This window comes from Catenovulum agarivorans YM01, from assembly GCF_000281085.1.
GTDB classification, from domain to species: domain Bacteria; phylum Pseudomonadota; class Gammaproteobacteria; order Enterobacterales; family Alteromonadaceae; genus Catenovulum; species Catenovulum agarivorans.
In genome coordinates, this window is sequence record NZ_JH767522.1 from 366,401 (window position 1) to 390,636 (window position 24,236).

The window sequence follows — 24,236 nt, forward strand, 5'->3', positions numbered from 1 at the left end:
ACCAAACATTGTCAACAATCAAACCTGTTCCATGCTATAGTTTTAATTACTTGGTTATTCCATGCTTATTTCGTTTAGGTGCAAAATTAAATTGTGATGATTAGTAGCTTTTTTATTCGGTACTGTTCAATGTACAAAGTTTGGGATTTGGAGAACATTTCCAAGTGGGAACGTCAAAAACACGGTGGGATAATAAAATTCATTTGTTTAGAAGGCGTCATGAAATGGGTGATATTGTCTACTCTGATTTTTCTAAGTTTAAGCATGCTAGGCAAAGAAATGGAACAAGAAGAAATTGTTACCACATGTTTAATCTGGTTGTTGGCGTCCCTTATATACGGCTAGTCGATGTGGCATGGAACAACCCTGTCTTATAAAGCATTCAGCAAAACTAAATCAGAACACAGCTATTAAATGGTTTTGTTAATACGAAATTGGCGATAAGTCACCATTTCAAAAATTACAGTGTTTTTGATTTTTGTTTGGTAAATTTATCAGCAAACCAAGCAGCTGTAATCCAACCGGCTAACGCCTGCATTGCAAAATTAAAAGATACGTCAATAGGCACATCCACCATTCTACATATTATATTTGGAACTCCTGTCATTACAGCAGAAAGCAAAACATATCTGAGCATAAATTGCAGTACTAATCTATTAGTTAAAGCTACGGCGATGCCCTCCTCTATAAACCCCTAAAAATAGTCAAGTACCTAACCTAATATCCCACAACCCAAAGTATTAAAGGCAGCAGCCTATCATATGGTTAACCCCAGACCATTTTAAGGCTCCCTAAATTCAAATTTGCTTATTTATACAGCCAAATTTGTTGAAGAAAATTTACAAAGAGTAATATCGATACAATTGCAAATACCTTTACCGCAATACCACACAGCACCATAGAGAAACAAAGCATTATCATAGATATATAAAGTATTGGCCGGTAGTACTTACTCTGTTTTTTCACGTATAAAAATGCACATTGCAAAAACATTGTTACAGCGGGAACCCACCTTGAACGCTCAACATTTAGCGGAAAACTGTCAATTTCATTAGCAGCCCATGTGAAACAACACAAAAAGAGGCAAAATGCCGACATAAACTGCAAGCTAAACAGAGTAAATATATAATCTCTCCGACTATATTGTGCACCCAACTGTTTCAGCGTAATTTTAAGCTCATGAATTATTTTGGTATTCAGCATCAAATGTAATCATTATGAAAAGGCTTAACTAAGCCATTAGCATGCTTCTTTAATATACCTTTTCAATGTGTTTTTCATTAGCAACCAGCAGACACATATTGAAACGAAACCAGCAAGAATGAATTCTAAGGGCTCCATTCCAGTGATATTCAGAGATTTGAAGCGAGAAAAAATAATTGGGCTTAGTATTAAGAGCACTTGTGAGAACCCGTGATAACCTTTGGTTACTAGAATTGGATAAATCGCAGCAATCACACCTCCCCAAAGTAGTCCTATTAAGGTAACCGCTAAAGATATACCGGAATAAAACACTGCTACTGAATAAAGAAAAATGCTAATTAACAGCATTTTGGGTAAATAGGTAATAATTCGTGTGTCCATAATCGACCTTTATTAGCTGAAAGTTTAAAGAGCTACTCACTCGAAAAAACCTCAAAGCGGTATCAATAGTTCCTAGGGCAAAATGAAATTCAAGCTCTAAAGGCACTCAAGCTTGAATTTCATGTCAATTTAATTAACTAAAATTGGTCTATTTCATAACCAAAGCCAGCGCCAGCCATGCCGATCCCGCCACCCATAGTAGTATTTCCAATCGCAGCGAGCGCCGCTCCGGTATTCCTAACTGCAAAACCAGGTGATACGAAACCACCAGCGAACCCAGCTGCAGCCGCTCCAATCACAGACCCCATCGAAGGGTTTCCGCCTGAGCCTAAATAGGCCGCAGCAGCTCCTGTAACCGCTCCTATTGTGCCCGAAATAGCGTTAACTAAAAATGCTCCGTTAACTTCTTCAATTTCTTCAAATGTTAATTCTCTAATTTCGTTCATGTTCCTTCTCCTTACAATTAGTTAGCGCAAAAAACGCCACCAAAAGACTACAATATACAGCCAACAATTAAACCTACCCAAAAGTATAGTTTTGCAAAATTTATTGTCCAAAAAATTTCAATAGCAAGGGATTCAGTCATACCATTTAATACCCAGTTAACTACAGGTAAAACTTTAGGGTCTAAACAACGCTTCCTCTGATCGATTCAAGTTTTGCTCTTAATTCAAGTACTGTATCTTTAGTTAATGGGTACAGTAAAATTACTACAATGCTTATGCTATATAACGCGATGGGAAGCCAAATACACAATTGTTTCATTTCAAGCAAACTTTCCATTGAAGGAGTTGTGATTTCACCTTCAAAGCCTAAGTAAGATAAAGTTGCCCCCGCCAACATAACACCCAAAGCCATAGCGGCTTTATTAAACCAGCTAACTATTGAAGAAACGCTGCCTTCACGCCGAACGCCGGATTTATATTCATCCCAGTCACAAAAATCGGCAATCATCGAAATAATAGAGATCCAAAATGCTGAAGATGAAAATGCAAGCATTACAACGCTGACAAATAGTAAATTTGGTGACGACTGTGACAATGTCCATTCTTTAGATACCGACGCCAAAAGACTTATAATAAGCCCCCACAAGATAATTTTTTCTTTGGATACAAGATTAGAAAGTTTATAAACCAACCATGAAGAGCACATGCCCGCTATAACCGATGCAGTCCCTAAATAAGCACTAAATTCGGTAGCGCTTTGAATATCACCAGAAAACACATAATAAGTTGTAAGGTAAAAACCCAAAGAGCCAACAAATGCACTGGATAACAGCTCAATAACCATTAAAGTCACAAGAATCCATATTGTTGTATATTGTTTTAATTCTTTGATTGATTGCCAGAAGCTTATACGTTGTTGATTTTTTGCAAGTTTGTAATAACGTTCTTTGCTAAAAAATGCAGTCAACAAACCACAAACAATGATCAGTGCGCCTACCAATGTGGTTACAATGTGCGTTCCTTGAATTGGTGATGAAAAAATATCTGAGTAAATAAATGCCATTAACCAAAAAATACCCATGGTTATTGGTTGGGCGAATAAATTTCTAAATGCGTATAACTTTGTTCGTTCTGAATAACATGGCGTCATTTCAAACGAAAGTGAATTGTAAGAAACTGAAAACACGGTATACGCTGTGTAGTAAAGCAACATAGCCACTGAAAAATAGATTATTTTTGTATTTTCTGACCAACTTAAATCAACAGCCCACAGCAGTGGAAATAACCCGCCAGTCAAAATAGCACCTGCCAGTATAGCAGGTTTTCGCCTACCTGTTCGGGTTCTCAAGTTATCGGTAATACTACCAACTATTGGATCTGATATAGCATCCCAAAACCGACACAATCCCAATATAAAGCCCACAGCGGCCGGGTTAACAGCAAATAGTATATTGTAGATTGGAATTGCCAAGTAAATAATACTTTGTGAAGCATAGTGGTCGGCAATTAATCCTGATGAAAAACAAATTTTTTCTTGCCTAGAAATTTGTGTGCTTTCTTCTACCTGTGCGTTTTTCATTGATATTCAAGCCTATAAAGTATTACATTTTTCATGTGAATTATCCCTGAACTTTAGCTATGCAAATTAACTCAACTCTATTTTTTACACTTAGCTTTGAATATATATTTTTGCAGTGAAATTTAACTGTATGTTCTGTTACATACAATTTTCGAGCGATTGCACTGTTTGTTAATCCTTGAATGATACAATGCAACACTTCTTTTTCTCTGTTGGATAATTGAGACATTTTTTCTACGGATTGCACAAAATTTCTCCTTATTTGAGTTCAATTATTCTATCGGCCATCGCGATTGTTTCAGGTCTGTGGGCGACCATTACACGAGTAATGCCAAGCTGTTTTATGTTTTCATTCACTTGCGCTTCATTTCCTTTATCTAAATGGCTGGTCGCTTCATCTAAAAAAAGTATCTTGGGATTTCGATATAAGGCTCTAGCCAAGATAACTCGTTGCTTTTGACCACCGCTTAAATTGGAACCCATGTCACCAATGAGTGTGTTGTATTGCATCGGCAAACTTAAAATGTCATTGTGAATGCATGCGATTTGAGCGCAAATTACAACTCTATCCATATCAATTTGTTCTTCAAAACAGGCTATATTTTCCATAATGCTGCCACTTAACAATTGGTCATCTTGCATGACTGCTGCAATTTGCGTCCTATATTCAGTAGCTTTGTTTAAGGGTTGGCCGTCTACAATTATTTCGCCCCTACTGATAGGTATTAAACCCATCAAACATTTCAGTAAAGTTGATTTACCACACCCACTTGGGCCAACTATAGCAACACACTCACCTGCCGCTATTTCAAAACTAATACTTTCAAATACGTATGGTTCTATTTCGTCGTATTTGTAGTAAATGGATTTAACGCAAATGTGACCTAAGTGACTGCTCTGTTGTTGTAGAGTATTGATTGAGTTGTGGACTTTAGGGATCATGCAATCTTGCTGCTGATAAACAATATCAGCGAGGCGTTCAAAGTGTAGGCCAATCATTCTAAATTCGATAAATTTTTCAATTAGACTTTGCATCGAACCAACAAAACGACCTTTATAGCTCATAAACGCAAACAACATCCCTACTGTCATTAAATTGTCCATCACCAATATCGCCGCGAAATAAATTACCAAGATATTCTCTACACCAAATAAAATTTGATTAGCGCTGGCAAAACCAATATTCCATTTTTTTAGTCGAATACCTTTGTTAATGCTATTTGCTAGTTTGTTTAACCACTGGCTTTGTCTATCATTTTCTTTTTGGAATAGTTTTATAGTTTGAATGGCACGAACACTTTCCATAAAGTGGCTACTGTCTTTAGCTGCTGTCGTGATACTTTCTTCAGTTAAGATACGAATAGGTCGGTATAAAATTGCGCGTAGCACCGCATAAACAATGACTGTAAATAAAACGATAAAGGATAACTGACTGCTATATATAAACATCATGACTAGAGTGACTATTGCCATCAAACCATCTAGTAGTGCGGCGATCAAGCCTGTAGTTAATAGCGTCCTAATTTGCCCCAATGACGAAAAGCGCGAAACAATATCTCCCATATGTCGCTTAGAAAAATATTCCATGGGCAAACGGATTAGATGCCTGAATACATTCAGCGCCATTTGGACATTTAATCGACTGGATAAATTCAAAATTACCAGCTCTCGGAAAAGCGAAGTTAAGGTGTTGATGATTAATAACAACCCAAACCCAAATGCCAAAGCTACGAGTAAATCTTGGTCGCTGCGCAGCAAAACATCGTCTACCACGGTTTGCATGTAATATGGAGTTATCAAAGAAAAGAGTTGAAGCAGCAGCGACAGCACAAAAATATATATTAGCGTGCGCTTTAAACCAAAAATACGAGACCAGAAATGCGACAACGTTAGTCGGCTTTTTTCTTCTTTTTGTTCAAACTCTGGAGTTGGCGTTAATTCTAGGGCAACGCCAGTAAAACTTTTTGAAAATTCATTGGCAGATAATACACGCTCACCATGTGCTGGGTCGTGTATCGTATATTTATTCCCATTTATTTTTTTTAAAACCACAAAGTGATTTAAATCCCAATGCAGGATACAAGGCATTTGCAACTGAGGCGCTTGTTCAACTTCCAACCTTAAAGCTCGGCTGGATAGCTCTATTTCACTACTAATGCTCATCAATTGTTTAAGTGTAGCCCCACGAGAGGATATCGAAAACTTGCGCCGAAGGGATATAAGATCGGTTTCATAACCATAATAACTAGCTATCATTGCCAAACATGCGAGCCCACATTCTGACGCTTCGGTTTGTATAATTACAGGTAGTTTATTTGGACTAAAATGGGTAAATAAATTATCCAATGGTGTGGAAACTAATGACATTATAAACGTCCTTGTACACTCAAAATAGGTTCTAACAACCACTCGAACAAGTTTCGATTATCCAACACTATATCGGCGGAAAGTGTCATGCCCGACTTCAATGCAATTTGCTGATTGTAAGCACTAATTTTGTCTTGTTTTATTTGAGCTTTAACTAAATATACAGGCTCTTGTACTGCAATATGAGCATGCATGACTTCGTTTGGTAATATAATACTTTGCGAAATTGTAGTGATTTCTCCATCAAACAAACCAAATTTTTGATAAGGAAAAGCATCGTAACGAATTTTTAAACTTTGACCTTGCTGCAAAAAACCAGCAGCGCGAACCGGAACTAAAACATTAGCGATAAACGCTCCATCTAAGGGGTTTATAGTAGCAAGTAAGTCTTGTGACGATACAACATCTCCTTGTTGCATCTGCAAATTGCCAATAACCCCATCCACTTTTGCTTTAACAACATATTTTTGCTGACCGGTTAATTGCAATATATGCTGGTTCAATTCGCTCAATTGTCTTTCAAGCTGGGTAATTTCATTTTTATGTTGCTGAGGCAATATTTTTTGTTGGTAAATAAGCTCTGATAACGAGTGCTTAAGTTTAAGTTGACCTCTTACCGCTGTTTGATATTCGGATTGAATACTGAGCTTTTGCTCTTTAACAGACATATATTGATCTTTAGATACATAGCCTGGGGTTTGTAAATTTTTAAAATTTTCTTCACGAAGATTCACCAGCGCTAACATATCTTTCAGCGTAGCTATCTGTAGATTTACCTGTGAGATCTCTTGGACTAGATTTTCTGCTCGCTGTTTAATTTGTTCAACTTCGAGCGCATTTATTTGTTTTACACTTTCGATACGGCTAGCGATCGCTTTTTGCTGCTCCTTATATTCTCCCAGCAACTCAAATTCTAATTCTTTACCGCTTTCGAGCGCTTTTGTACTTGAGATAACAAAAAGTTCATCACCTCTTTTAACCGTCTGGCCGACCTGAATATTTATTTTTTCAATGGTACCTATGTTTCCATCTGCAAATACTCGTAAAACCCCTCCCGATGGCTCAATCCAACCTGAAACTGTTTCTTTTCTTGCATAATTAGCTGAATATAACCAGACACCAACTAAAACGACCCAAAGTACTAAAATTACAATTGTGGTGACAACAGAAGCTTTTGGCACGATAACAACGTCACCATGCAATTTATCAAATTGATTTTCTAGAGCTTCCTTTCTAAACAACATTCCATAAACACTTAGACAAAGAAATACAAAACACAAGAAACAAAAATACAACAAACAACAAAACATTGTCAACAATCAACACAAAATTCTATTTTTTGAAAATTAAGGAATTACAAGAGGAAGGATCGTGTCTTCTTCAGCTAAAAATACAGATTAGTCTAAAATTTTTGCATACGAAAACCAAACAGAAACAATAAACCCGCAATAAACCAAATAGCACCAGCGGTAATTGAAAAGCCGCTTACCATTTGTGGATACAAAAACGACAGTGGAATAGTTGCTACCCCTCGAACTAAACACACAGCTGAAATGCCATAACTTGCAGTAGTTAGGAAAGGTAGTATTTTAATGAGCCCTGCAGCCGACAAAGCAAATAACCCACAAATAACAAAAAGAGCAGATACAAAAACAGTCGCTATCGGCGCTAATAAAGTCCCGTTTTTTGCAGATTCAATTAGTTGTGGCGGTGCCATTTGTGCTTGGTAACAGCCTGGCCCTAAATAAATACACGACATGTGCGCAAAGGCGGTGAATCCCGCAATAGCTGCAAATGCACACAACATAGCGGTTGAGATGTTTTTCTTGTACATAATACGTCCTTGTAAAATTTAATTACTCTGTAGTTTGAGCCATTTTTTACTACATAAACAACCCATCACCAAAACTAACATTAAAATCCGCACACCAGACACTGAGACCGTTTAGTTTGTCGAGCTGGTCTGCTGAAGTTAACATCACGTCTATACTGTCGCCACTATAAACAGTGCCATTGAGCATAGGGCCAATCGCAAAACCAGCGCCGTCATCTCGGTAGTTACCATCAATGCCGCCATAAAAATAAACAGCTGGGCCACCACCGTCATAGTTAAAAGCAGAAACCCGAATGGTACAGTTATCAATGATTTGTGCTGAACCACTAACATCATGGGCTAAAGAGCTAAATACCATAGTTTTACCAACACTCGGATGGTCATTCTGGCCACATTGATAATCAGCCATCATGTCCATGTCATCATTCATTTGTTCTGAATTTGAACCACCTGCATCTATATCAACTTTAGTATCACTGCCACAGCTAGCTAACGTTAATACAGCCGCCAATAACACAGTATACTGACTCAGTTTAACCTTCATCTCGCGAATCCTCTGTTGTTTTTCACTTAAAACCTTGCATGAAAAACTAGACCGAGAAACGATTAAAAAACTTTCATTGGTTAAAAAGTAATACTCATACCAACGGATGGAAAAATGCCGAGATCTTGTTCTTCTTCAATAAACAATTCGCCTGTTTGATTTACCCGTTTGTAGTCTAAATCTCGCCCTATGGTATTACGTCGATTCAGTGCGTTTATCACATCAACAAAAAATTTAGCCTGGTTGTTCATTAAGGTAAATTCGTGTTGCAAACGTATATCTAAGCGCGCATACACAGGTAATCTATCGCCATAAGGCTCGTCATAAACGCCTATATATCTGTCTGGAAACAATGGATTTTCCTCAATGCCGACAGGTTTGTTATAGGCTTCACCAGATTTAGCAACAAAACGAAAACCAATATCCCAAGTTGGACTGAATTGATAATTGGCGACTAAATTAAACACCAGTGGGGTATCAAGTCGGTAATCTGCAGTTTGGCCGGTTAAATTGTTGCTTCTTTGACTGCGTGAATAACTAACTGAGGCCCAACCATACCAATTATTTGCACGATCGCGATTGAGTAATAAATCAACACCTTTGGCATCACCCGAAGTTTGTGCAACATAATATTCTTGTTCTGGGTCGTCTTCTTCGGCTAACGCTGTTGGTAGTCGATCAAAGGTTTTGTAATAACTGTCGATTTGCCAGTTCCAGTTTTCGGCTAAATCACCTTTAAAACCAAATGTGTAATGATTTGACACTGGCTGTTGCATATTTGGGTTACCAATTTCAGGTAAAACAGTGCCTATATCAGCAAAGCGGTTATAACGTCCGGCTGACGACAACAAAGTTAAGTTGCGCAAAATATGCCAAGTGAATGCCATGCGCGGATGGACAAATTCTTCATCTAAATAACTGTTGTAAGTAGCTTGCACGCCCGTTTCTAAACTGACATTCGGGTTAAGTTGCCAATAGTCACTGATGTAAAATGAGCTATCTTCACTGTTAAGTTGATGTTGAATTTGGATATTGTCGCGCCGTGTCGTTTGGCACTGGCTGTCAAACTCAGTGCAGACAAAATGCACTGAGTCGAGATCATATTTAAATTGTGTTTTTTTGTGCTCTGCGCCGACAGTAATATTGTGCGCTTGGCCAAGTGCAAACTTAATTTGCCCTTTGATATATTGCTCAACAAAATCAATTTTTTCGTAGTAGTCTTCACCCCATTCTGTGGTCATTTTGTCTTGGTAACGGGCAAGTATCCACTTCATTTCTGTACTGTGACTTGGGTTGTACAACCAGCTAATTGCTTGGCTATCGAACCCCTCATCAATTTTTGCTTCCCCTGCAAAATCTGGATTTAATGCGGCCATATCGGATGCTTGAGTAAACTCGGCTTCGGCATAATCACTGGCACCAACAGCCATTAAGGTAATTTGATGATTTGAGTTAATATCCCAAACATATTTGGCTAAATAATCACTGTCTTCTGGTGGGCTAATAATTCGAAAACCATCTTCATCCGCTTCATCTTCTTCTGGGATAAAATATTGAATCAGACCTTTACGTGCTGATAAATAAAATGCTGAGTTGTCTGTCACTTGTCCTTCAACAAACACACCTGCGCGCAATAACGACGCATCTAAAGTAACAGCTAGCTCTTGTTTTTTCGGATCGCGTAAACGCACATCAAAAACAGCACCAGTTGCACCAGTATACTCAGCACCAAATCCAGCAGAATAGAGTTGAAAATCTTGAATGGTTTGCGCATCAAATATCGAGGTATTAAATTGATGGAAAATATAACCTGCCGGCATGCCGTCTATATAATATTTATTATCTGCTGGTGATGAACCACGCACTGCTGGTTCGCCGCCAGAAGTTGGCATAATCACACCAGGCAAGGCACTCACTGCTGCAATAGGATCGCCCATAGACCCCGGCATACTAGTAAGTTTTTCAGCATTTTCGGTAATTTGTGTGTAATAAGCACGGCGACTGCCAACTACGATAATTTCTTCAGTTGCTGACGATTTTTCTACTGATTCTGCTTGCGCCAATTCTGAGGGTAATTCACCATCTTGGGCAAATACATTTTGGCCGACTAACATTAGCCAAGCGAGATAACTGGGTTTGAGTGAAAATTGCATAACAGGATTCCTTTCAAATAATATGCAGCAAGCTTACACAACAAGTTCAATTGTTTTTGTATCCGAGCTTTGCTGTTATGTATCAATTTGTAACGCTTTGATTTAACTAAAGCTCTGTTACACTCGGTTACACATATAACAGAGATAATCGCGCACAATTCAATAACGGATTATTAAGGTTTCAGTTTTATGCAATTGTTTAAGTTTTACCTCAGCTGTGTGTTAGCTGTGGCAACATTATCCAGCCCATTACAAGCAGACGATATAAGCCACTCAGTCCGGGGAGGCGCGAGTATTCCAGCTGATCAAAACGGCGGATTTTTAGATCTTGGGTTAGGCATTAGCTATTATAAAAGCCCGCTATGGGGTTATCCTGAAGACAATATTGACCAAGATTTTGGTTGGGCACCTGAATTCTATTTAAATATTAATGGCCGTTACCAATATAAAGGTTTTTTTATAGAAGCTTATGCGGAAGGCATTAACGGCTTTAACATGGGCTATAACCTAGTGAGTGATTCTACTTGGTCTGTTGATATCATAGGTGCGCCAGTGCATTACGGCATGGGGGATGATGATGACAACAAAACGTGGAAAAACTCTAAGTTAAAACCACGTGAAGGCGATTTTAATTTAGGTATTAGAGCCAACTACGCCCACCCAGATTACATGGTAGAAGTACGGCTGTTGCAAGATATTTCAGGCTCGCATGACGGCCACACCATCTCCACTTTATTGGGTAAAAACTGGCAGCAGCGTAATCTAAATCTGCACCTGTTGGCTGGGCTGGTTTATCACAGTAAACACGCCGGAGAATATTATTTTAATGTCAGTCCAGAAGAAGCCAGTGAAACAATTTCAGCTTACTCAGATGCAAAAGCTGGTCTAGGGGCCAATGCTGAGTTTGGTTTGACTTATCCAATTAAAGAAGACTGGGTATGGCGTGGTTTTTATCGATATACAAAAATACTCTCTGGTGTTGACGACAGCCCACTACTAGTTCATGACGAAGCACATATCTTTGCTTCGTCAGTAAGCTACGTATTCTGAGGAACAAGGATTTGTTTAAAACAAGCTTAACCAGTTTATTGCTAATTGTTAGCCTAAGTTGGCAGCCAAACGCTAACGCCGAGCAGCTTGATGCAAGCATGCAAGCCACTCCGGCTCGCTGCGTTGCATTACACCAAGGGCAAACTTGTTATCAACTGGTTGATATTAACTGGCAGATAAACACAAAAGGCTCTTATTGTTTATTTATTAGCTCATCGCCTCAAGCTTTAACCTGCTGGCAACAAAACGGCCAACAAGCTGGTTTTTTCCAATACGATGTGCAAAGTACTGAAGATGTTGTCTTTAGTATTAAAAATAGCTACTCGCAGCAAACCTTAGCCCAATTGCGCTTTGAAATTGCTTGGGTATACAACCAATCGCAACAAAGGCGTTCGTCATGGCGACTGTTTTAACAGACAAACTAAATATTTTATTGGTAGAGGATGATCAGTCGCTTGCCCAATGGATCAATGACTATCTAGTTAGCCATAAGTTTAATCTTATCCATGCGGCTGATGGAGAGCAGGCGATTAAACTATTTAATCAGCACTCGATAGATTTAGTCATACTCGATTTAAACCTACCTAAACTCAGTGGTTTTGAGGTCTGCCAGCATATCCGCAGCCAACAACCAACACCGATTCTAATGTTAACCGCCAGCAGCGAAGACAATGACGAAATAAAAGGTTTAGAGTTAGGCGTAAGTGACTTTATGCACAAGCCCGTGCGCCCTCGGGTTTTATTAGCACATATTCAAGCATTGTTGCGCCGAGAGAAACCAACAACCACAGAGCAGCTGCAATTCGGCCAATTGTTGATAGATAAAGTCAGCCGAGGGGTAAAACTAAACAAGGAAAAAATTGATCTTACCGCCAATGAATTTGATCTTTTATGGTTACTTGCAAGCCAAGCCGGTCAAATTGTTTCACGGGAAACATTGTTAAAAGCATTACGTGGTTTGGAATACGATGGTTTTGATCGTTCGATAGATATCAGTATTTCGCGTTTGCGCAAAAAACTCGGAGATACGGCACAGCCTTCAGAAAAAATAAAAACCATACGCGCCAAAGGTTATTTGTTTAACCAACAAGCTTGGCACAATAGTTAGCTGGCTCTAGGCTCAACAACAATGCGAACTTTCACTCTATCATTAATAACAGTGACTTTATGTGCGGCGATAGGGTTAGGCTATTTGTTAGATTATAGTTACCTTAAAATTCAGCGGCAGCAACAACAAGACATCCAGCTCAATCAGCAACAAAGTTTTTTATTTGCATTAGCAAAACAGCTGACAACTGCAAGCCAAGTTCAAGCCCCTTTAACTTTGAGCTTAACCAGTGTATCCGACTTCGCTTTACCCGCTGAGTTAACCACGCATATACAAACTGGTGAACCGTTATTTTTACAGTCTAGCCAACAAATGTCGTTACATTGGTTAGATACCAACAATCCACAACAGATAATGAGTTTAAGTTATCAACTACCCGCCGAGCAGTTAATACCGGCACAAACAACTGACTATAGATTATGGTTCACACTGTTTTTTTATGCGGGTATCGCCTTGTTGGTTATGTTGTGGTCTGCTCCCTTGATCCGCCGGTTATTTGTTATTCAAGCGGCATTAAATAAATTTGGCAGTGGCGAACTCAGCCAGCGTATTCCCAATAGCCATTTTAGTTACATTAAACAAATAGAAATTGGTTACAACCAAATGGCGCAGCGCATTCAAACCTTATTAGATGACAATAAATTGCTCAGCCGCGCTGTCTCTCATGATTTACGCACACCCATTGCGCGTTTGCGTTTTGGCATAGATTGGCTCGAAGAAAAATTTGAAGATGATGCAGATGCACAGCAACATATAAACCGCCTGAGTCGTGATTTAGACGAAATGTCTAACTTAGTTGAAACCCTGTTGCAATTTGCCCGCTTAGAGCAACAAACAATTGCGCTAAAACTACAAAGCTACCGAGTAAAACAACAGCTGCATAATTTATTGCAGGTCAGCAGCGAACATTATCCAGATAAAAATATTCAGCTAGATATTAACGACAATGCCAGTATTCAGGTTGATCACAACTATTTTAATATGTTGCTGAATAACCTAATCACTAATGCATGTCGCTACAGTAAACAGCAAATAATAGTGTGTTTTAAACAAAACAAACAAAGCTGGCAACTGAGCATAAATGACGACGGCAAAGGTATAGCCGCAGATATTAGAGACAAAGTTTTATTGCCTTTTTACCGTGAAAAAAATTCACAAGGTTATGGCATGGGGCTGGCAATAGTCGCGCGAATCGCCAAATGGCATAACTTAGACCTGCGGTTAGATGAGTCTGAGTTAGGTGGTTTAAAAGTAACTTTACAAGGAAAACATAAATGAAACTGAATACAAGATGGCAAAACTTACTGGTGGCATCAGCACCTATCATATTGGCAGCTTGCATAGTTGTACCGCAAAAAATTCAGTACTACGACAAAGACTGCCAAGTCGTCAGTAAAAAATACACCTTAACCACACAAGAAGTACAAACTTACCGCCCCGTCGGTAACTGCTCAAATGATGAATGCGTAAAACAATTTGCCAGCGCTGTGTTTAGCGCAGTTATTATGGTGCCAATTAGCGCGGTTGTATCTGGCTCTATTGTGATTGTTGGCAATACTTTTTATTGGCTCGAAAAACAAGGTGAGTGTATATCAGCTGTAGAGGATGAATAAATTCAATTTTAAGCCATACTAAAATTACCGCCCACTGTGAGAATACGATGTTAGATTTAAGCGAATATTTAAAGATATTTATTGGTCTGCTCGCGATTATCAACCCAATTGGCGCTGTACCTTTATTTATCAGCATGACACACAATTTCAGCCAAGTTGAAACAAAAAGCACCTGCAATCGCGCCAGTTTAACTGTCGCTGTTATTTTGTTATCCGCGCTGTTTTTAGGCGACTATATTCTTGCTGTATTCGCCATTACCATAGACTCGTTTAGAGTAGGCGGCGGTATTTTAATTTTGATTATGGCGATCTCCATGTTGCACGCCAGCACCAGCCCAATTAAACAAACTGAAGCTGAAGCACATGAGTCAATAGATAAAAGCGCGGTAGCCATTGTCCCCTTGGCCATGCCTTTATTAGCAGGCCCGGGCGCTATTAGTACGGTTATTTTAGCCGCACATAAAGGCGATACGATTGGCCATTATCTAATGCTGGCTTTAACCTTATTAGTCTTAACCGCCTGTTTATTTGCGGTATTACGCACAGCCCCGTGGTTAGCAACCAAAATTAGCACTACAGGCATCAATGTATTTTCACGCATTATGGGCTTAATTTTATCCGCTATCGCAATTGAATTTATCGCCAATGGTTTGCGCGGATTGTTTCCGTTGTTAACAGCTGCACAGAGTTAACCTGACCACATATTAGTTAGATGAGTGTTAAACCACATCCACTTGCAACAATTCTGGCATTCTTACGTTTAATACGCGCCATACTTCATCTACCGCTTTGCTACGCGCTTGTTTACCTAAACAAACCAAATGAATCGGCATGGTATTTGGGTGGTGGTAATCGGTAAAAATAGCCACCAATTTACCTGCGGCAATTTCTGGCTGAATTAACAAAGGGTCAACCATCAAAATACCTTGGCCTAAACAAGCTAACTGTACCAAAGTTCGGCCATCGTCTACTGTAACCTTTTGTTTCACTTGGTAATTGATAATCTCTCCTTGTTTATCAATAAACTGCCAATGATTCAGACAGATATGTGAATTTTTAAAAATTAAACAGGCGTGTTTATCTAATTCTTGTGGTGTACTTGGTGTACCAAACTTGTCTAAATAACTTGGACTGGCATACCAAGCCCACGACTTTTGACCTATTTTACGCGCAATGAGTGACGAGTCAGGCAACTGCCCCACCCGCACAGCTATGTCGACCTTGTCGGCAATTAAATCAACCACATTGTCAGTTAAATTGAGATCGAGCGATATTTGTGGATAAGTTTGGGTAAGCTCAGCTATTAACGGCAATAAAAACTTCTCACCAATAACGGTAGAGCAGCTTATTTTCACCCGTCCAACAGCTTGTTGTTGGCGTTTCGACAACATCTGCTGGGTATTATTCAGCACCTCTTTTAAACTTTCGGTTGCTTGTAACAAAGCTAAACCATTTTCGGTTAACGATAGTTTTCGGGTAGAGCGCTGTAATAATCTCAGCTGTAAATCCTCTTCCAATTGCTGAATTTTTTTACTGACAGACGAGCGCGGCAAACTTAAAACATTTGCTGCTGCTTGAAAACTGCCTTGTTGTGCGACCAATCTGAATAGATACAAATTGGGTAAGTGTTTGTGTAATTCTTGCATAGCCGCCTCGTTATTCGTTCCGCAACTTACCAGCATTCGTTCCGAATGGGAAACAAAGTGTTCATCCATAACCATCTAATCAGCAACAATTAAAACCAATAAACTCTGTTGTGTAAATAACCAACAGATTAAATTTATTCACAAAAAGGAAATAGCTATGAATACACAAACCGTTTTTATTACAGGTGCAACTTCAGGTATTGGTTTGGCTACAGCAAAACATTTTGTAGACCAAGGCAAAAATGTTTTATTCACAGGCAGGGATGAGGCAAAAGTAAAACAGACGGAGCAACAATTAAGTGAATTAGCTGGAACAAATCAGATCACAGGTTTTGTCTGTGACAATGCCGATTTTGACCAAATTAACTCTTTAGCCGCACATTTAACTAACCAACAAATTAAAATTGATAGTTTAATTTTAAACGCAGGGGTATTTTACCCAGCCATGTTTGCAGACAATAGCCAACAGATGATGCAACAAACCATGGCAATTAACTTTTTTGGTCCAGCAATTATGTTGCAAAGCTTTATCCCTGTATTGGCTAACCCGTGCAGCGTGGTCTATGTATCTAGCGTTGCTGTTGAAAAAGCTTGGCCGACCGCTTCAGTTTATTCCGCCAGTAAAGCCGCGTTTGAAGGTTTAACAGGCTCAATTAATTTAGAGTTAGCTACACAAGGTGTGCGTATAAACCATTTACGCCCAGGTGTGACTTTAACTGAAATTCAAACTAAAGCTGGTATGTCAGATGAACAAATCACAGAGTTAGTAGGCAATATGAGTGGCACACCTATGGGCCGAATTTTACAACCAGAAGATATGATTGCCGCCATTGACTATTTAGCATCAAATGCATCTAGCGGTATGCGTAATGCGGCAATACGAGTAGATGGCGGTTTTTGTTTAGGGTGATTGTTGCTAACAATATTCTTATAGGTGTGCTAAGTAATCCATTCTTTTATGCAGCACACCTATTATCAAAATATACTCTTGTTCAATAGAATAAAAAACAAGATGCTGTCCTTGTGGATAACAAAAGTATCCTTCTCTTAAGTCTTTGCGGTTAGTACCAAGTTTTGGATGCTTAGCTATCCATATGAATCGGCTACGTAATTGTGACACATATTTTAGTGCTTGTGCTTTTCCCCATTCCTTAGCTGTATATGTAGCAATATCGATTAGGTCGGCTGCAGCCCTGTTAGATATTTTAACCTTCAGTCCCGTCAATTTTTCGCTCCAACAACTCCATCATGTTGCCTATATCCATATCGCTATAATTGCCAGATACAGTATCACTTGCACCTTCATCCAAATGTTTGCGCAAAGCCATTATTTTTTTATGTTTAACTTCCATATCACGAAGCGCTTGCTCTACTACATCACTCTCAGAGTGGTAGCGACCACTACTAACTTGATTCTGGATAAAAACCTGCCAATGTTCATCTAAATCAACTTGAGCCATGTATTCGCACCTCTATTGCATCACAATACCTGTTACACTTTACACCTAGTCAAACTGCAATTCCAATAAAATACTTGGCGATTAATGCTAATAAATCTACAAAAATTTCTGCAACACAGTGCGAATTTGTTCACCTGTTGGGCGAGTTTTATAGTCTTTATCTACATAAAACCATACAACTTCCCCCCCTTTTTTAACCAAAATAGTTGCCGGATGTGGCGTAGTTGCATCTTTTTTCAAACCTAAACTATCAACAAATTTAAGCTCGGGATCTGTTAAAAACAAATAACCTTGGCCAAATTGCTTCTGGGTATTTTTAGTCGTAGCTTCATCATCGGGGCTAATTGCGACTAAACGTGTATTATGATTTTTTAATTCAGGCAACGCAGCTTCAAATGATTCCAATTGATTAACACAAAACGGACACCACTCACCACGATATATAACAAGCAATAAGTTTTGCTGATTAGCTAAGTTGCGTAAATTAAACAGCTCCCCCTGCCCATCTTTTAATGCAACTGACGGGATATTATCACCCGTATTCAGTGTAAAAGTTTCAACTGTTGTATATGTATCTTTAGTTAAATATCTATCTTCGATAGCCGCAACCGAGCAGCCAGCCAAAAACGCCAATAAGATAACTGGAACGAATTTTTTTAAATTCACCTAAAATCCCCTAAACAATAAATTATGCAATATATACAACTATAACCGCTTATTTAGCCAATAAATTTCAAATAACTAAAATATTTTTGCGACTGTGGGTCATAAAAGCTGAAAAGACGACTACATTTATTGATGGACAAGGTAAAAAATAGTTGAGGATAACTATGAAAAATTTATCGCTACACTCAGTCGAACAACAAGATCACTTGGTTCAACCAGAAGAGTTTGAAGAAACTAACCTTCGGTCAGCCGCTATCGCAATATTTACCGACTTTAAAAAACACAAACCTTTGATGATAGATAGCCAAACTTCGGCTTTAGAGGCCGAGCAAGAGATGATCCGCACCCATGTAAAAATGAAACTTGTGGTTGACCAAAACAAAGAGTTGATAGGTTTAATTAGTTATGACGATATTTGTAAACAAAGCGTCGTCAGTATGGTCGTCAATGGTTTTCAGCAACATGAAGTATTAGTTGCCGATTTAATGCGGCCGCGCGACAGCTTACGAGCACTCGACTATTCAGACATAATAAAATCAAGCATTGGTGATGTGGTTAATACTTTGCAAAAAAATGGTGTGCAACATTGTTTAGTTGTTGACCAACAAAACAATCATATTCGAGGATTAATCTCGGCAAGTGATATTGCCCGCAAACTCAGGTTGAACATTTCAATTAAAAAAGCGCCGTCGTTTGCAGACATATTTACCGCAGTTAGAGGGTTAACTGACTAGCTTATTGTTTATTTTTAACTGGTCGTTCCCAACCGCTGATATGGCGTTGCTTGGCACGTGCTATTACTAACTCATCAGCTTGTGAGCTTTTGGTCACAGTTGAACCCGCGCCTATGGTTGTGCCTTTAGCAATAGTGATTGGCGCAACCAAAGATGAATTTGAACCAACAAACACTCCGTCTTCAATAGTGGTACGGAATTTATTCGCACCATCGTAATTACAAGTAATAGTACCTGCGCCTACGTTTACCCCAGAGCCAATATCAGAATCACCTAAATAAGTTAAATGATTGGCTTTCGAACCTTTGGCTATTTTAGTGTTTTTGGTTTCAACAAAGTTACCAATATGCACACCTTCAGCAAACTCAGAACCTGGACGAATACGCGCAAATGGACCGATAAAGCAGTCATTAGCAACTTTAGCATCTTCAACAATTGTATTGGCTTTAATTAAGGTGCCATCGCCAATTGAACAATTGCGTAAAATACAATTCGCTTCAATTTGCACACCATGACCCAAAGTCACTTCGCCTTCAAAAATAACATTTATGTCCACAGCTACGTCTTGGCCAACAGTTACACTGCCACGCACATCAACACGGGCAGGATCACGGAAAGTAACGCCTTCAACCATTAAAGCTTCAACTTGTTTCTGTTGATAAATACGCTCTAGTGCAGCTTGTTGCAAACGGTTATTCACACCTTCAACTTCATAACTTTCAGCAGGTTGCGCTGTTGCAATTGGATAACCTTGCTCTGCACACATAGCAATCACGTCGGTTAAATAATATTCACCTTGCGCGTTGTCATTGCTGAGCTGCGACAGCCAAGTTTTTAATAAACCAGCAGGTGCCGTTAAAATACCTGTATTAACTTCGTTGATTTGTTTTTGCTCATCAGATGCATCTTTTTGTTCAACAATAGCAACCACATTGTTTTCGCCATCACGAATAATGCGGCCATAACCTGTTGGGTTAGGTAAATTAACCGTTAATAAACCAATACCTTTGGCCGGAGCTGCTGCCATCAAAGCATTTAAAGTTTCAGTGGTAATCAGTGGCACATCACCGTACAAAATTAAAACTTGCTCGTCATCGGCAACATGCGGCACTACTTGTTGCACGGCATGGCCTGTACCCAATTGTTCTGCTTGCTCAACCCAAATAAGTGATGGTTCAGCAATGTGTTGTTGCAGTTTTTCACCACCGTGACCATAGATCAAAATAACTTTTTCGCTATTAATGGAACGGCTCGCATCTATTACATGTTCAACCATAGCTTTAGCACCTACTTTATGCAGCACTTTTGGCAAGGATGATTTCATGCGAGTGCCTTTGCCCGCGGCTAAAATAACACTGGTAATTGGTTGAGACATGCTCACGTCCTTTTAATTATTAATCTAGTATTTAATGCCGCTTAGGATAACCAAGCTAAATGACGATGTGAAGACGAAGGACACTAAATTTGTTGGTTTGGGATCTTGTATTGGTGTCAATTCGGATACTGGTTACATATGTCATCTATACGAAAAAGATGTATGGAAGTGATTTTTGGAAAACTTCAATCAACATGGATGTTGTTTGAGAGCGTACATGGAAGTATTTACAGCGTTTTTCCGAAAAATACTCCATGCAGCTTTTGGCCATAGTTGCGTCTAGTTAGTTAAACGCTCAATTTCAGCCGCTAAATCTTGCTCAGCTTTGTATGCTTTAAATTCTTGATACAAAAACTGCTGATCTTCAGGATTAATTTTCTTACCCGCTTTTTCAACTAAAGTCGCAAATAAGTTTTCTGTAGCAGACGGATTTAACTCCATTAAAGAACAAACATGATCTTTACCAGCAATGTTAACAATGTCAGTTTTAATTACACGCGCACCAGATAAAGTTTGATTAGTAATTTGTTTTGAAACCGAGCTAAAAGTTGTACCAACAGTCGTCTCTTCATTCGCGTCAGTGCGGCTGCTATAAGTTTTATCTAAAGCTTCCACTTTCGTTTGAATTTGCTGCGCCAATGCAACACGACTGTTCGCTGCTGCCATTTTAGAATCAACCGACAAATTACCCGAAAATTTCACACAATCCGTAGCGGCAATGCCATTTTCAACCAATGGGTTTAATACCCAATCAGGGATATTTGAACCAACAGATGATGTTGTACCTTGTTGTGTAGAACCACATGCAGCTAAAACACTCATAAAACCCGTAGCCAAAACAATGCGTTTGATATTCATATCAATTCCTTTCCAATAAACAATAGAAGTATTTGCTGTACATGAAGCCCTACAAATCCCTTCATGCATAACCTTATTAACCGCATAAGCATGTAAAATATTTAGGAAGGAGTAAAGTTAAATTTTGTAACCTTTCACAAACAAAGCAAAAGCTGTGGGATATTTAACACTTTTGCCTGCAAAATTAATTATAACTAGACTAAAATTATGCTCTAATTAACGTTCAACAAAGCAGTATAATTTTATCAACAGGGAGTCGCTTGGATGCGATTATTTAAGTTAGTTATTACAAGCTGTTTTTTATTACTATCAGCATGTGCAAATACTGCCCAATTCGAGTTTAATGCTCCTGCCGACGATAACCGTAATTTATATACGCTTGGCACTGGTGATAACGAAAAACTCGCGATTGAAGATGCCTTGGCCAATTTAAGCTTACGTCTAAGTTCAGATGTAAGCAGTCAAGTTCATACTTTATTACAGCAAAGCCGCAACAACTTTGCCGTACATGACAGCAGTGTTTTTTTTCAACAGAGCAGTCAAATCGCCCGTCCGTTCACTTTCAATAACTACCAAGTTATTAAAACCAATAAGTTAGCCGAGCAAATTCAAGTAACAGTGTCTGTTGCAAAACAACCATTTTTCTCTAGCTTGCATAGAGAAGCGACCCAACGATTAACCGAGCTTGAGCAAGTGCAAAGCTTGGCCAAGCAGCAAAATAATTTAGCACACTTAGCGGTTAGTCAATTTCAGCTCAAGCAAATGCAGAGTAAATTGTTCAAAGACATAGCGCTACTCAAGGCTTTTGCTTACTCAAATTCTTTGTATCAAGATTACCAAGCGTTATTACAAAACGCGATAAATGCATCTGCTGGTTTTAGCTATCAATTTGTTGTCCCTAATGAACTCAAATATCTATTTGCTCAGAATAATTTATACCAAAATGCAGTTGGTTTTATTGGTCAACAACCGTTAACTATTTTTGTTAGTGGTGAAGTGATATTAGGCCAATACCAACAAAAAACAGCGGAGAAATTACAATTGGCAATAAACCTGTTGGTTACCAGCAGCGAACAACCGCAAAATTTAAATCAGTTGAATTTACAAGCAATTGCCAACGACAGAAGTGAACGTCAGCAACAACTTATTAGCGCATTTTCCGAAAAAATGTGGTTATAAAAGGTCATAACAAGGACAGATAATGTCGAACAAAATTTTAATATTATTGTTAGGTATAGGTTTAACTGGCTGCAAGTCAACAGACATACAAAGCTTTCAACAAGCAGTTAGCCAAGCAACCACCAACATAGTTAATAACGCTAATAACAAACCACAAGCGAAAAAAAGCAAACAGCAACAAACCGCAAACCGCTTGTCTATTGTGGATACCATATCAGGTGTACACTTGTTAGATGACGGGCAAACCCGTGAGTTAATTGAACAAGATTATCAAATTATTACACCTGAAGCTTTCGCCACATTAGAGCGAGCAGAAAAAGAAACTCGGCTCAAACAAGACATGGATACGCTAGGTTTTGGGGTACTGAATATTTCAAATACCTTTAATAAAGTTCAACAAACAGCTTTGGTATACGCGAAACAACAATACGACTTAATAGAAAGTTATAACACGCTGGCGTTAAACCACAGAGATGTGCAATCATTTTTACGTGCGAATCAAGGTAAAAGTGAAAAAGAACTGTCACTTGCAATTGCCGAATTTGACAAGGGTGCAAAAAAACCATCAGAAAAAATAGCCCCTAAAATCAAGGCATACGAAAAAGCCAATCAACAAATATTTAATAAAAACGCCGAGCTAACCGCCATTATTACTTTGCAAGTACTTGAACTGGGCACAGTAGTGTTAGATGACCCGAGTCAATTCTTAAAAATGGAAGGATTATTGTTATTGGCCAATTATTACAAAGTTGAAAAAGCCAGCAGTATCTTAATGGATAGATTAACCCTAGCTCAACACGCTAATACATTAATAGCAGATGACAAAGCACTGATAGACATCACCAAACAAATTCAACTAAAACAAAATCAAAGAGCTCAACCTCAGAGAAAATAATGAATACATTTAAACTAGCATTAACGACTTCAATCACGCTGTTACTGAGTGCCTGTGGTTCAACGCCAAAAGCTAAAATTGAATACCCTAGTCAGCAAACTAATCAACAAGCTGTCAGCACTAACCCCAGTGAAATGCAGGTCGCCAAATCAGCATTTGCTTTTAACGATGCCGACATTCAAGTACCCGCTTATTTTGATACACAAGGGTTAAAATACTGTACCTTTGAGCGCAATAACGAAGACGAACGATGCCCGCTAAAAAAACCAACCATTCGGGTATATTTTGATAAAAATACCGTACAAGCCGAGAAGGCAGAGCAACAAGCTCTGGCGGCGGTAAATAATCAGCAAATTGAGCTAATGTTAGAAAACATGGTTGCAGGGTTAAACCGATTTCGCATTATCACTCAAGATGATAAAACCATTCAGCAAGAAATCGAAAAACAATTAGCCAATAATGCAGCTGCAACAGCGCAAAAGTTATCAACAAATCGAGCAATCAACCCAGATTATATTTTAAAAGTCGATACACTTAAAACCGCTGACCGTTTTTATGGTGAATACAATGGTGTTGCACAATACTTTTTAGAGATGACAGCATCAGTGCTAGACCCTTTCACCCAAGAAAAACTTGCAAGTCCCAACATTGGTAAAATTAGAGTGGAATCGAAAGAAGTGCGCAGCCACGACGAATTAGTTTTTACCGAAGTGTCTGGCCGATACTACACTGGTTTTAATTATCAAGATCAGCAAAACGTGCAAGCCGTTATGTCAGATATGGCCAGCCGAGGTTTGAGCGTTATGGTTACACGCCTACTTTCAGAGCTACCGGCAAGCGGCGAAGTTATGGGCATTAAAGGCAACCAAATTTCTATCGACCGCGGACAAAACGCGGGCATTTTACCGAAAGAAACCATGATAGTGTTTGTTTATGAAGCCGGTTTTGTCGATCCAATAGGTGTAGCAGAAGTTAATCCATCTAAAACATCGGCGAATGGCCGTATCGTCCAATGGAAAAACTCTAAACTAGCGCAAAAAATTCAACAACAAAGCAATGATGGGATTTTCCGTCCCAACAGTAATCAAAAAATATATGTTGTTTCAGTTGGCGCGCCTCAAGAATACGTAGATAACAGGTTATAA

At 38.9% G+C, this 24,236-nt stretch carries 26 protein-coding genes; 11 read left to right on the forward strand and 15 right to left on the reverse strand.

The annotated features are described in order from the left end of the window. Nucleotides 1–460 precede the first annotated feature (460 nt). The 9 genes from WSC_RS24820 to WSC_RS0104320 form a co-directional block, all read right to left on the reverse strand. A complete protein-coding gene (locus WSC_RS24820; protein WP_157447180.1) occupies nt 461–637 on the reverse strand; it encodes a hypothetical protein in 177 nt (58 codons plus the stop codon). A gap of 1,084 nt (nt 638–1,721) precedes the next feature. Further along, a complete protein-coding gene (locus WSC_RS0104290) occupies nt 1,722–2,030 on the reverse strand; it encodes a hypothetical protein (protein ID WP_016954675.1) in 309 nt (102 codons plus the stop codon). A gap of 181 nt (nt 2,031–2,211) precedes the next feature. Then, a complete protein-coding gene (locus WSC_RS0104295; protein WP_016954676.1) occupies nt 2,212–3,609 on the reverse strand; it encodes an MFS transporter in 1,398 nt (465 codons plus the stop codon). A 40-nt stretch (nt 3,610–3,649) separates the two neighbouring features. Continuing rightward, complete coding sequence (locus tag WSC_RS24590; RefSeq protein ID WP_237716285.1) at nt 3,650–3,838, reverse strand: response regulator transcription factor; 189 nt, start codon at nt 3,836–3,838, stop codon at nt 3,650–3,652. A gap of 29 nt (nt 3,839–3,867) precedes the next feature. Beyond that, complete coding sequence (locus tag WSC_RS0104300; protein ID WP_016954677.1) at nt 3,868–5,976, reverse strand: peptidase domain-containing ABC transporter; 2,109 nt, start codon at nt 5,974–5,976, stop codon at nt 3,868–3,870. Next, on the reverse strand, nt 5,976–7,220 hold the full coding sequence (locus tag WSC_RS0104305; protein WP_016954678.1) for a beta-barrel domain-containing protein: 1,245 nt from the start codon (nt 7,218–7,220) through the stop codon (nt 5,976–5,978). The genes WSC_RS0104300 and WSC_RS0104305 overlap by 1 nt, the downstream gene beginning before the upstream one ends. 158 nt (nt 7,221–7,378) lie before the next feature. Next, nucleotides 7,379–7,810 carry a hypothetical protein gene (locus WSC_RS0104310; protein WP_016954679.1) on the reverse strand — a complete coding sequence of 144 codons (432 nt, stop codon included), beginning with the start codon at nt 7,808–7,810 and terminating at the stop codon, nt 7,379–7,381. A gap of 49 nt (nt 7,811–7,859) precedes the next feature. After that, nucleotides 7,860–8,354, reverse strand: coding sequence for a DM13 domain-containing protein (locus WSC_RS0104315; RefSeq protein ID WP_016954680.1), 495 nt, complete (start codon nt 8,352–8,354; stop codon nt 7,860–7,862). An 80-nt stretch (nt 8,355–8,434) separates the two neighbouring features. Then, nucleotides 8,435–10,507 carry a TonB-dependent receptor plug domain-containing protein gene (locus tag WSC_RS0104320; RefSeq protein ID WP_016954681.1) on the reverse strand — a complete coding sequence of 691 codons (2,073 nt, stop codon included), beginning with the start codon at nt 10,505–10,507 and terminating at the stop codon, nt 8,435–8,437. Between the two features lie 189 nt (nt 10,508–10,696). Between WSC_RS0104320 and WSC_RS0104325 the strand changes: the two genes are divergently transcribed. The 6 genes from WSC_RS0104325 to WSC_RS0104350 are packed head-to-tail and all read left to right on the forward strand — an operon-like array spanning nt 10,697 to nt 14,970. Next, nucleotides 10,697–11,557, forward strand: a complete 861-nt coding sequence (locus WSC_RS0104325) for a MipA/OmpV family protein (RefSeq protein WP_016954682.1) — start codon at nt 10,697–10,699, stop codon at nt 11,555–11,557. Between the two features lie 11 nt (nt 11,558–11,568). Continuing rightward, nucleotides 11,569–11,970 carry a DUF3019 domain-containing protein gene (locus WSC_RS21855; RefSeq protein WP_016954683.1) on the forward strand — a complete coding sequence of 134 codons (402 nt, stop codon included), beginning with the start codon at nt 11,569–11,571 and terminating at the stop codon, nt 11,968–11,970. After that, a complete protein-coding gene (locus WSC_RS0104335) occupies nt 11,955–12,665 on the forward strand; it encodes a response regulator (RefSeq protein WP_016954684.1) in 711 nt (236 codons plus the stop codon). Before WSC_RS21855 ends, WSC_RS0104335 begins: the two co-directional genes overlap by 16 nt. 21 nt (nt 12,666–12,686) lie before the next feature. Next, nucleotides 12,687–13,943: an ATP-binding protein gene (locus tag WSC_RS21860; protein WP_016954685.1), complete on the forward strand. Its 1,257-nt coding sequence runs from the start codon at nt 12,687–12,689 to the stop codon at nt 13,941–13,943. Then, nucleotides 13,940–14,278: a hypothetical protein gene (locus WSC_RS0104345; protein ID WP_016954686.1), complete on the forward strand. Its 339-nt coding sequence runs from the start codon at nt 13,940–13,942 to the stop codon at nt 14,276–14,278. Before WSC_RS21860 ends, WSC_RS0104345 begins: the two co-directional genes overlap by 4 nt. Before the next feature lie 47 nt (nt 14,279–14,325). Next, entirely contained in the window at nt 14,326–14,970 is a 645-nt protein-coding gene (locus WSC_RS0104350; RefSeq protein WP_016954687.1) for a YchE family NAAT transporter, read from the forward strand. 27 nt (nt 14,971–14,997) lie between these two features. On the opposite strand, the gene WSC_RS0104355 is transcribed toward WSC_RS0104350, so the two are convergent. Beyond that, nucleotides 14,998–15,924: a LysR family transcriptional regulator gene (locus tag WSC_RS0104355; protein ID WP_016954688.1), complete on the reverse strand. Its 927-nt coding sequence runs from the start codon at nt 15,922–15,924 to the stop codon at nt 14,998–15,000. A gap of 157 nt (nt 15,925–16,081) precedes the next feature. On the opposite strand from WSC_RS0104355, the gene WSC_RS0104360 reads away from it, so the two are divergent. Further along, nucleotides 16,082–16,834 carry an SDR family NAD(P)-dependent oxidoreductase gene (locus WSC_RS0104360; RefSeq protein ID WP_016954689.1) on the forward strand — a complete coding sequence of 251 codons (753 nt, stop codon included), beginning with the start codon at nt 16,082–16,084 and terminating at the stop codon, nt 16,832–16,834. An 18-nt stretch (nt 16,835–16,852) separates the two neighbouring features. Here the strand turns inward: WSC_RS0104360 and WSC_RS0104365 are convergent, their stop codons facing one another. From WSC_RS0104365 to WSC_RS23940, 3 genes are all read right to left on the reverse strand, one after another. Continuing rightward, entirely contained in the window at nt 16,853–17,149 is a 297-nt protein-coding gene (locus WSC_RS0104365) for a type II toxin-antitoxin system RelE/ParE family toxin (protein ID WP_016954690.1), read from the reverse strand. Then, entirely contained in the window at nt 17,130–17,384 is a 255-nt protein-coding gene (locus WSC_RS0104370; protein WP_016954691.1) for a type II toxin-antitoxin system ParD family antitoxin, read from the reverse strand. The genes WSC_RS0104365 and WSC_RS0104370 overlap by 20 nt, the downstream gene beginning before the upstream one ends. Nucleotides 17,385–17,480: 96 nt before the next feature. Beyond that, nucleotides 17,481–18,050, reverse strand: coding sequence for a peroxiredoxin-like family protein (locus WSC_RS23940; protein ID WP_016954692.1), 570 nt, complete (start codon nt 18,048–18,050; stop codon nt 17,481–17,483). 164 nt (nt 18,051–18,214) lie between these two features. Between WSC_RS23940 and WSC_RS0104380 the strand changes: the two genes are divergently transcribed. Beyond that, nucleotides 18,215–18,784: a CBS domain-containing protein gene (locus WSC_RS0104380; protein WP_016954693.1), complete on the forward strand. Its 570-nt coding sequence runs from the start codon at nt 18,215–18,217 to the stop codon at nt 18,782–18,784. 1 nt (nt 18,785) lies between these two features. On the opposite strand, the gene glmU is transcribed toward WSC_RS0104380, so the two are convergent. Together glmU and WSC_RS0104390 are read right to left on the reverse strand one after the other, a co-directional pair. After that, complete coding sequence (glmU, locus tag WSC_RS0104385) at nt 18,786–20,159, reverse strand: bifunctional UDP-N-acetylglucosamine diphosphorylase/glucosamine-1-phosphate N-acetyltransferase GlmU (RefSeq protein WP_016954694.1); 1,374 nt, start codon at nt 20,157–20,159, stop codon at nt 18,786–18,788. Between the two features lie 279 nt (nt 20,160–20,438). Beyond that, nucleotides 20,439–21,017 (reverse strand): LPP20 family lipoprotein, encoded by a 579-nt coding sequence (locus WSC_RS0104390; protein WP_016954695.1) that lies wholly within the window; start codon nt 21,015–21,017, stop codon nt 20,439–20,441. A 264-nt stretch (nt 21,018–21,281) separates the two neighbouring features. Here WSC_RS0104390 and WSC_RS0104395 point away from each other — a divergent pair, with 264 nt between their 5' ends. The 3 genes from WSC_RS0104395 to WSC_RS0104405 are packed head-to-tail and all read left to right on the forward strand — an operon-like array spanning nt 21,282 to nt 24,236. Next, complete coding sequence (locus tag WSC_RS0104395) at nt 21,282–22,196, forward strand: hypothetical protein (protein ID WP_016954696.1); 915 nt, start codon at nt 21,282–21,284, stop codon at nt 22,194–22,196. Between the two features lie 22 nt (nt 22,197–22,218). Then, complete coding sequence (locus WSC_RS0104400; RefSeq protein WP_016954697.1) at nt 22,219–23,091, forward strand: hypothetical protein; 873 nt, start codon at nt 22,219–22,221, stop codon at nt 23,089–23,091. Further along, complete coding sequence (locus WSC_RS0104405; RefSeq protein WP_016954698.1) at nt 23,091–24,236, forward strand: hypothetical protein; 1,146 nt, start codon at nt 23,091–23,093, stop codon at nt 24,234–24,236. The genes WSC_RS0104400 and WSC_RS0104405 overlap by 1 nt, the downstream gene beginning before the upstream one ends.

Bases quoted from the DNA above. Each gene is read 5' to 3' on its own strand.
- WSC_RS24820 (WP_157447180.1), bottom strand. From the start codon at position 637: ATGCTCAGATATGTTTTGCTTTCTGCTGTAATGACAGGAGTTCCAAAT.
- WSC_RS0104290 (WP_016954675.1), bottom strand. From the start codon at position 2,030: ATGAACGAAATTAGAGAATTAACATTTGAAGAAATTGAAGAAGTTAAC.
- WSC_RS0104295 (WP_016954676.1), bottom strand. From the start codon at position 3,609: ATGAAAAACGCACAGGTAGAAGAAAGCACACAAATTTCTAGGCAAGAA.
- WSC_RS24590 (WP_237716285.1), bottom strand. From the start codon at position 3,838: ATGTCTCAATTATCCAACAGAGAAAAAGAAGTGTTGCATTGTATCATT.
- WSC_RS0104300 (WP_016954677.1), bottom strand. From the start codon at position 5,976: ATGTCATTAGTTTCCACACCATTGGATAATTTATTTACCCATTTTAGT.
- WSC_RS0104305 (WP_016954678.1), bottom strand. From the start codon at position 7,220: ATGTTGTTTAGAAAGGAAGCTCTAGAAAATCAATTTGATAAATTGCAT.
- WSC_RS0104310 (WP_016954679.1), bottom strand. From the start codon at position 7,810: ATGTACAAGAAAAACATCTCAACCGCTATGTTGTGTGCATTTGCAGCT.
- WSC_RS0104315 (WP_016954680.1), bottom strand. From the start codon at position 8,354: ATGAAGGTTAAACTGAGTCAGTATACTGTGTTATTGGCGGCTGTATTA.
- WSC_RS0104320 (WP_016954681.1), bottom strand. From the start codon at position 10,507: ATGCAATTTTCACTCAAACCCAGTTATCTCGCTTGGCTAATGTTAGTC.
- WSC_RS0104325 (WP_016954682.1), top strand. From the start codon at position 10,697: ATGCAATTGTTTAAGTTTTACCTCAGCTGTGTGTTAGCTGTGGCAACA.
- WSC_RS0104335 (WP_016954684.1), top strand. From the start codon at position 11,955: ATGGCGACTGTTTTAACAGACAAACTAAATATTTTATTGGTAGAGGAT.
- WSC_RS21860 (WP_016954685.1), top strand. From the start codon at position 12,687: ATGCGAACTTTCACTCTATCATTAATAACAGTGACTTTATGTGCGGCG.
- WSC_RS0104345 (WP_016954686.1), top strand. From the start codon at position 13,940: ATGAAACTGAATACAAGATGGCAAAACTTACTGGTGGCATCAGCACCT.
- WSC_RS0104350 (WP_016954687.1), top strand. From the start codon at position 14,326: ATGTTAGATTTAAGCGAATATTTAAAGATATTTATTGGTCTGCTCGCG.
- WSC_RS0104355 (WP_016954688.1), bottom strand. From the start codon at position 15,924: ATGCAAGAATTACACAAACACTTACCCAATTTGTATCTATTCAGATTG.
- WSC_RS0104360 (WP_016954689.1), top strand. From the start codon at position 16,082: ATGAATACACAAACCGTTTTTATTACAGGTGCAACTTCAGGTATTGGT.
- WSC_RS0104370 (WP_016954691.1), bottom strand. From the start codon at position 17,384: ATGGCTCAAGTTGATTTAGATGAACATTGGCAGGTTTTTATCCAGAAT.
- WSC_RS0104380 (WP_016954693.1), top strand. From the start codon at position 18,215: ATGAAAAATTTATCGCTACACTCAGTCGAACAACAAGATCACTTGGTT.
- glmU (WP_016954694.1), bottom strand. From the start codon at position 20,159: ATGTCTCAACCAATTACCAGTGTTATTTTAGCCGCGGGCAAAGGCACT.
- WSC_RS0104390 (WP_016954695.1), bottom strand. From the start codon at position 21,017: ATGAATATCAAACGCATTGTTTTGGCTACGGGTTTTATGAGTGTTTTA.
- WSC_RS0104395 (WP_016954696.1), top strand. From the start codon at position 21,282: ATGCGATTATTTAAGTTAGTTATTACAAGCTGTTTTTTATTACTATCA.
- WSC_RS0104400 (WP_016954697.1), top strand. From the start codon at position 22,219: ATGTCGAACAAAATTTTAATATTATTGTTAGGTATAGGTTTAACTGGC.
- WSC_RS0104405 (WP_016954698.1), top strand. From the start codon at position 23,091: ATGAATACATTTAAACTAGCATTAACGACTTCAATCACGCTGTTACTG.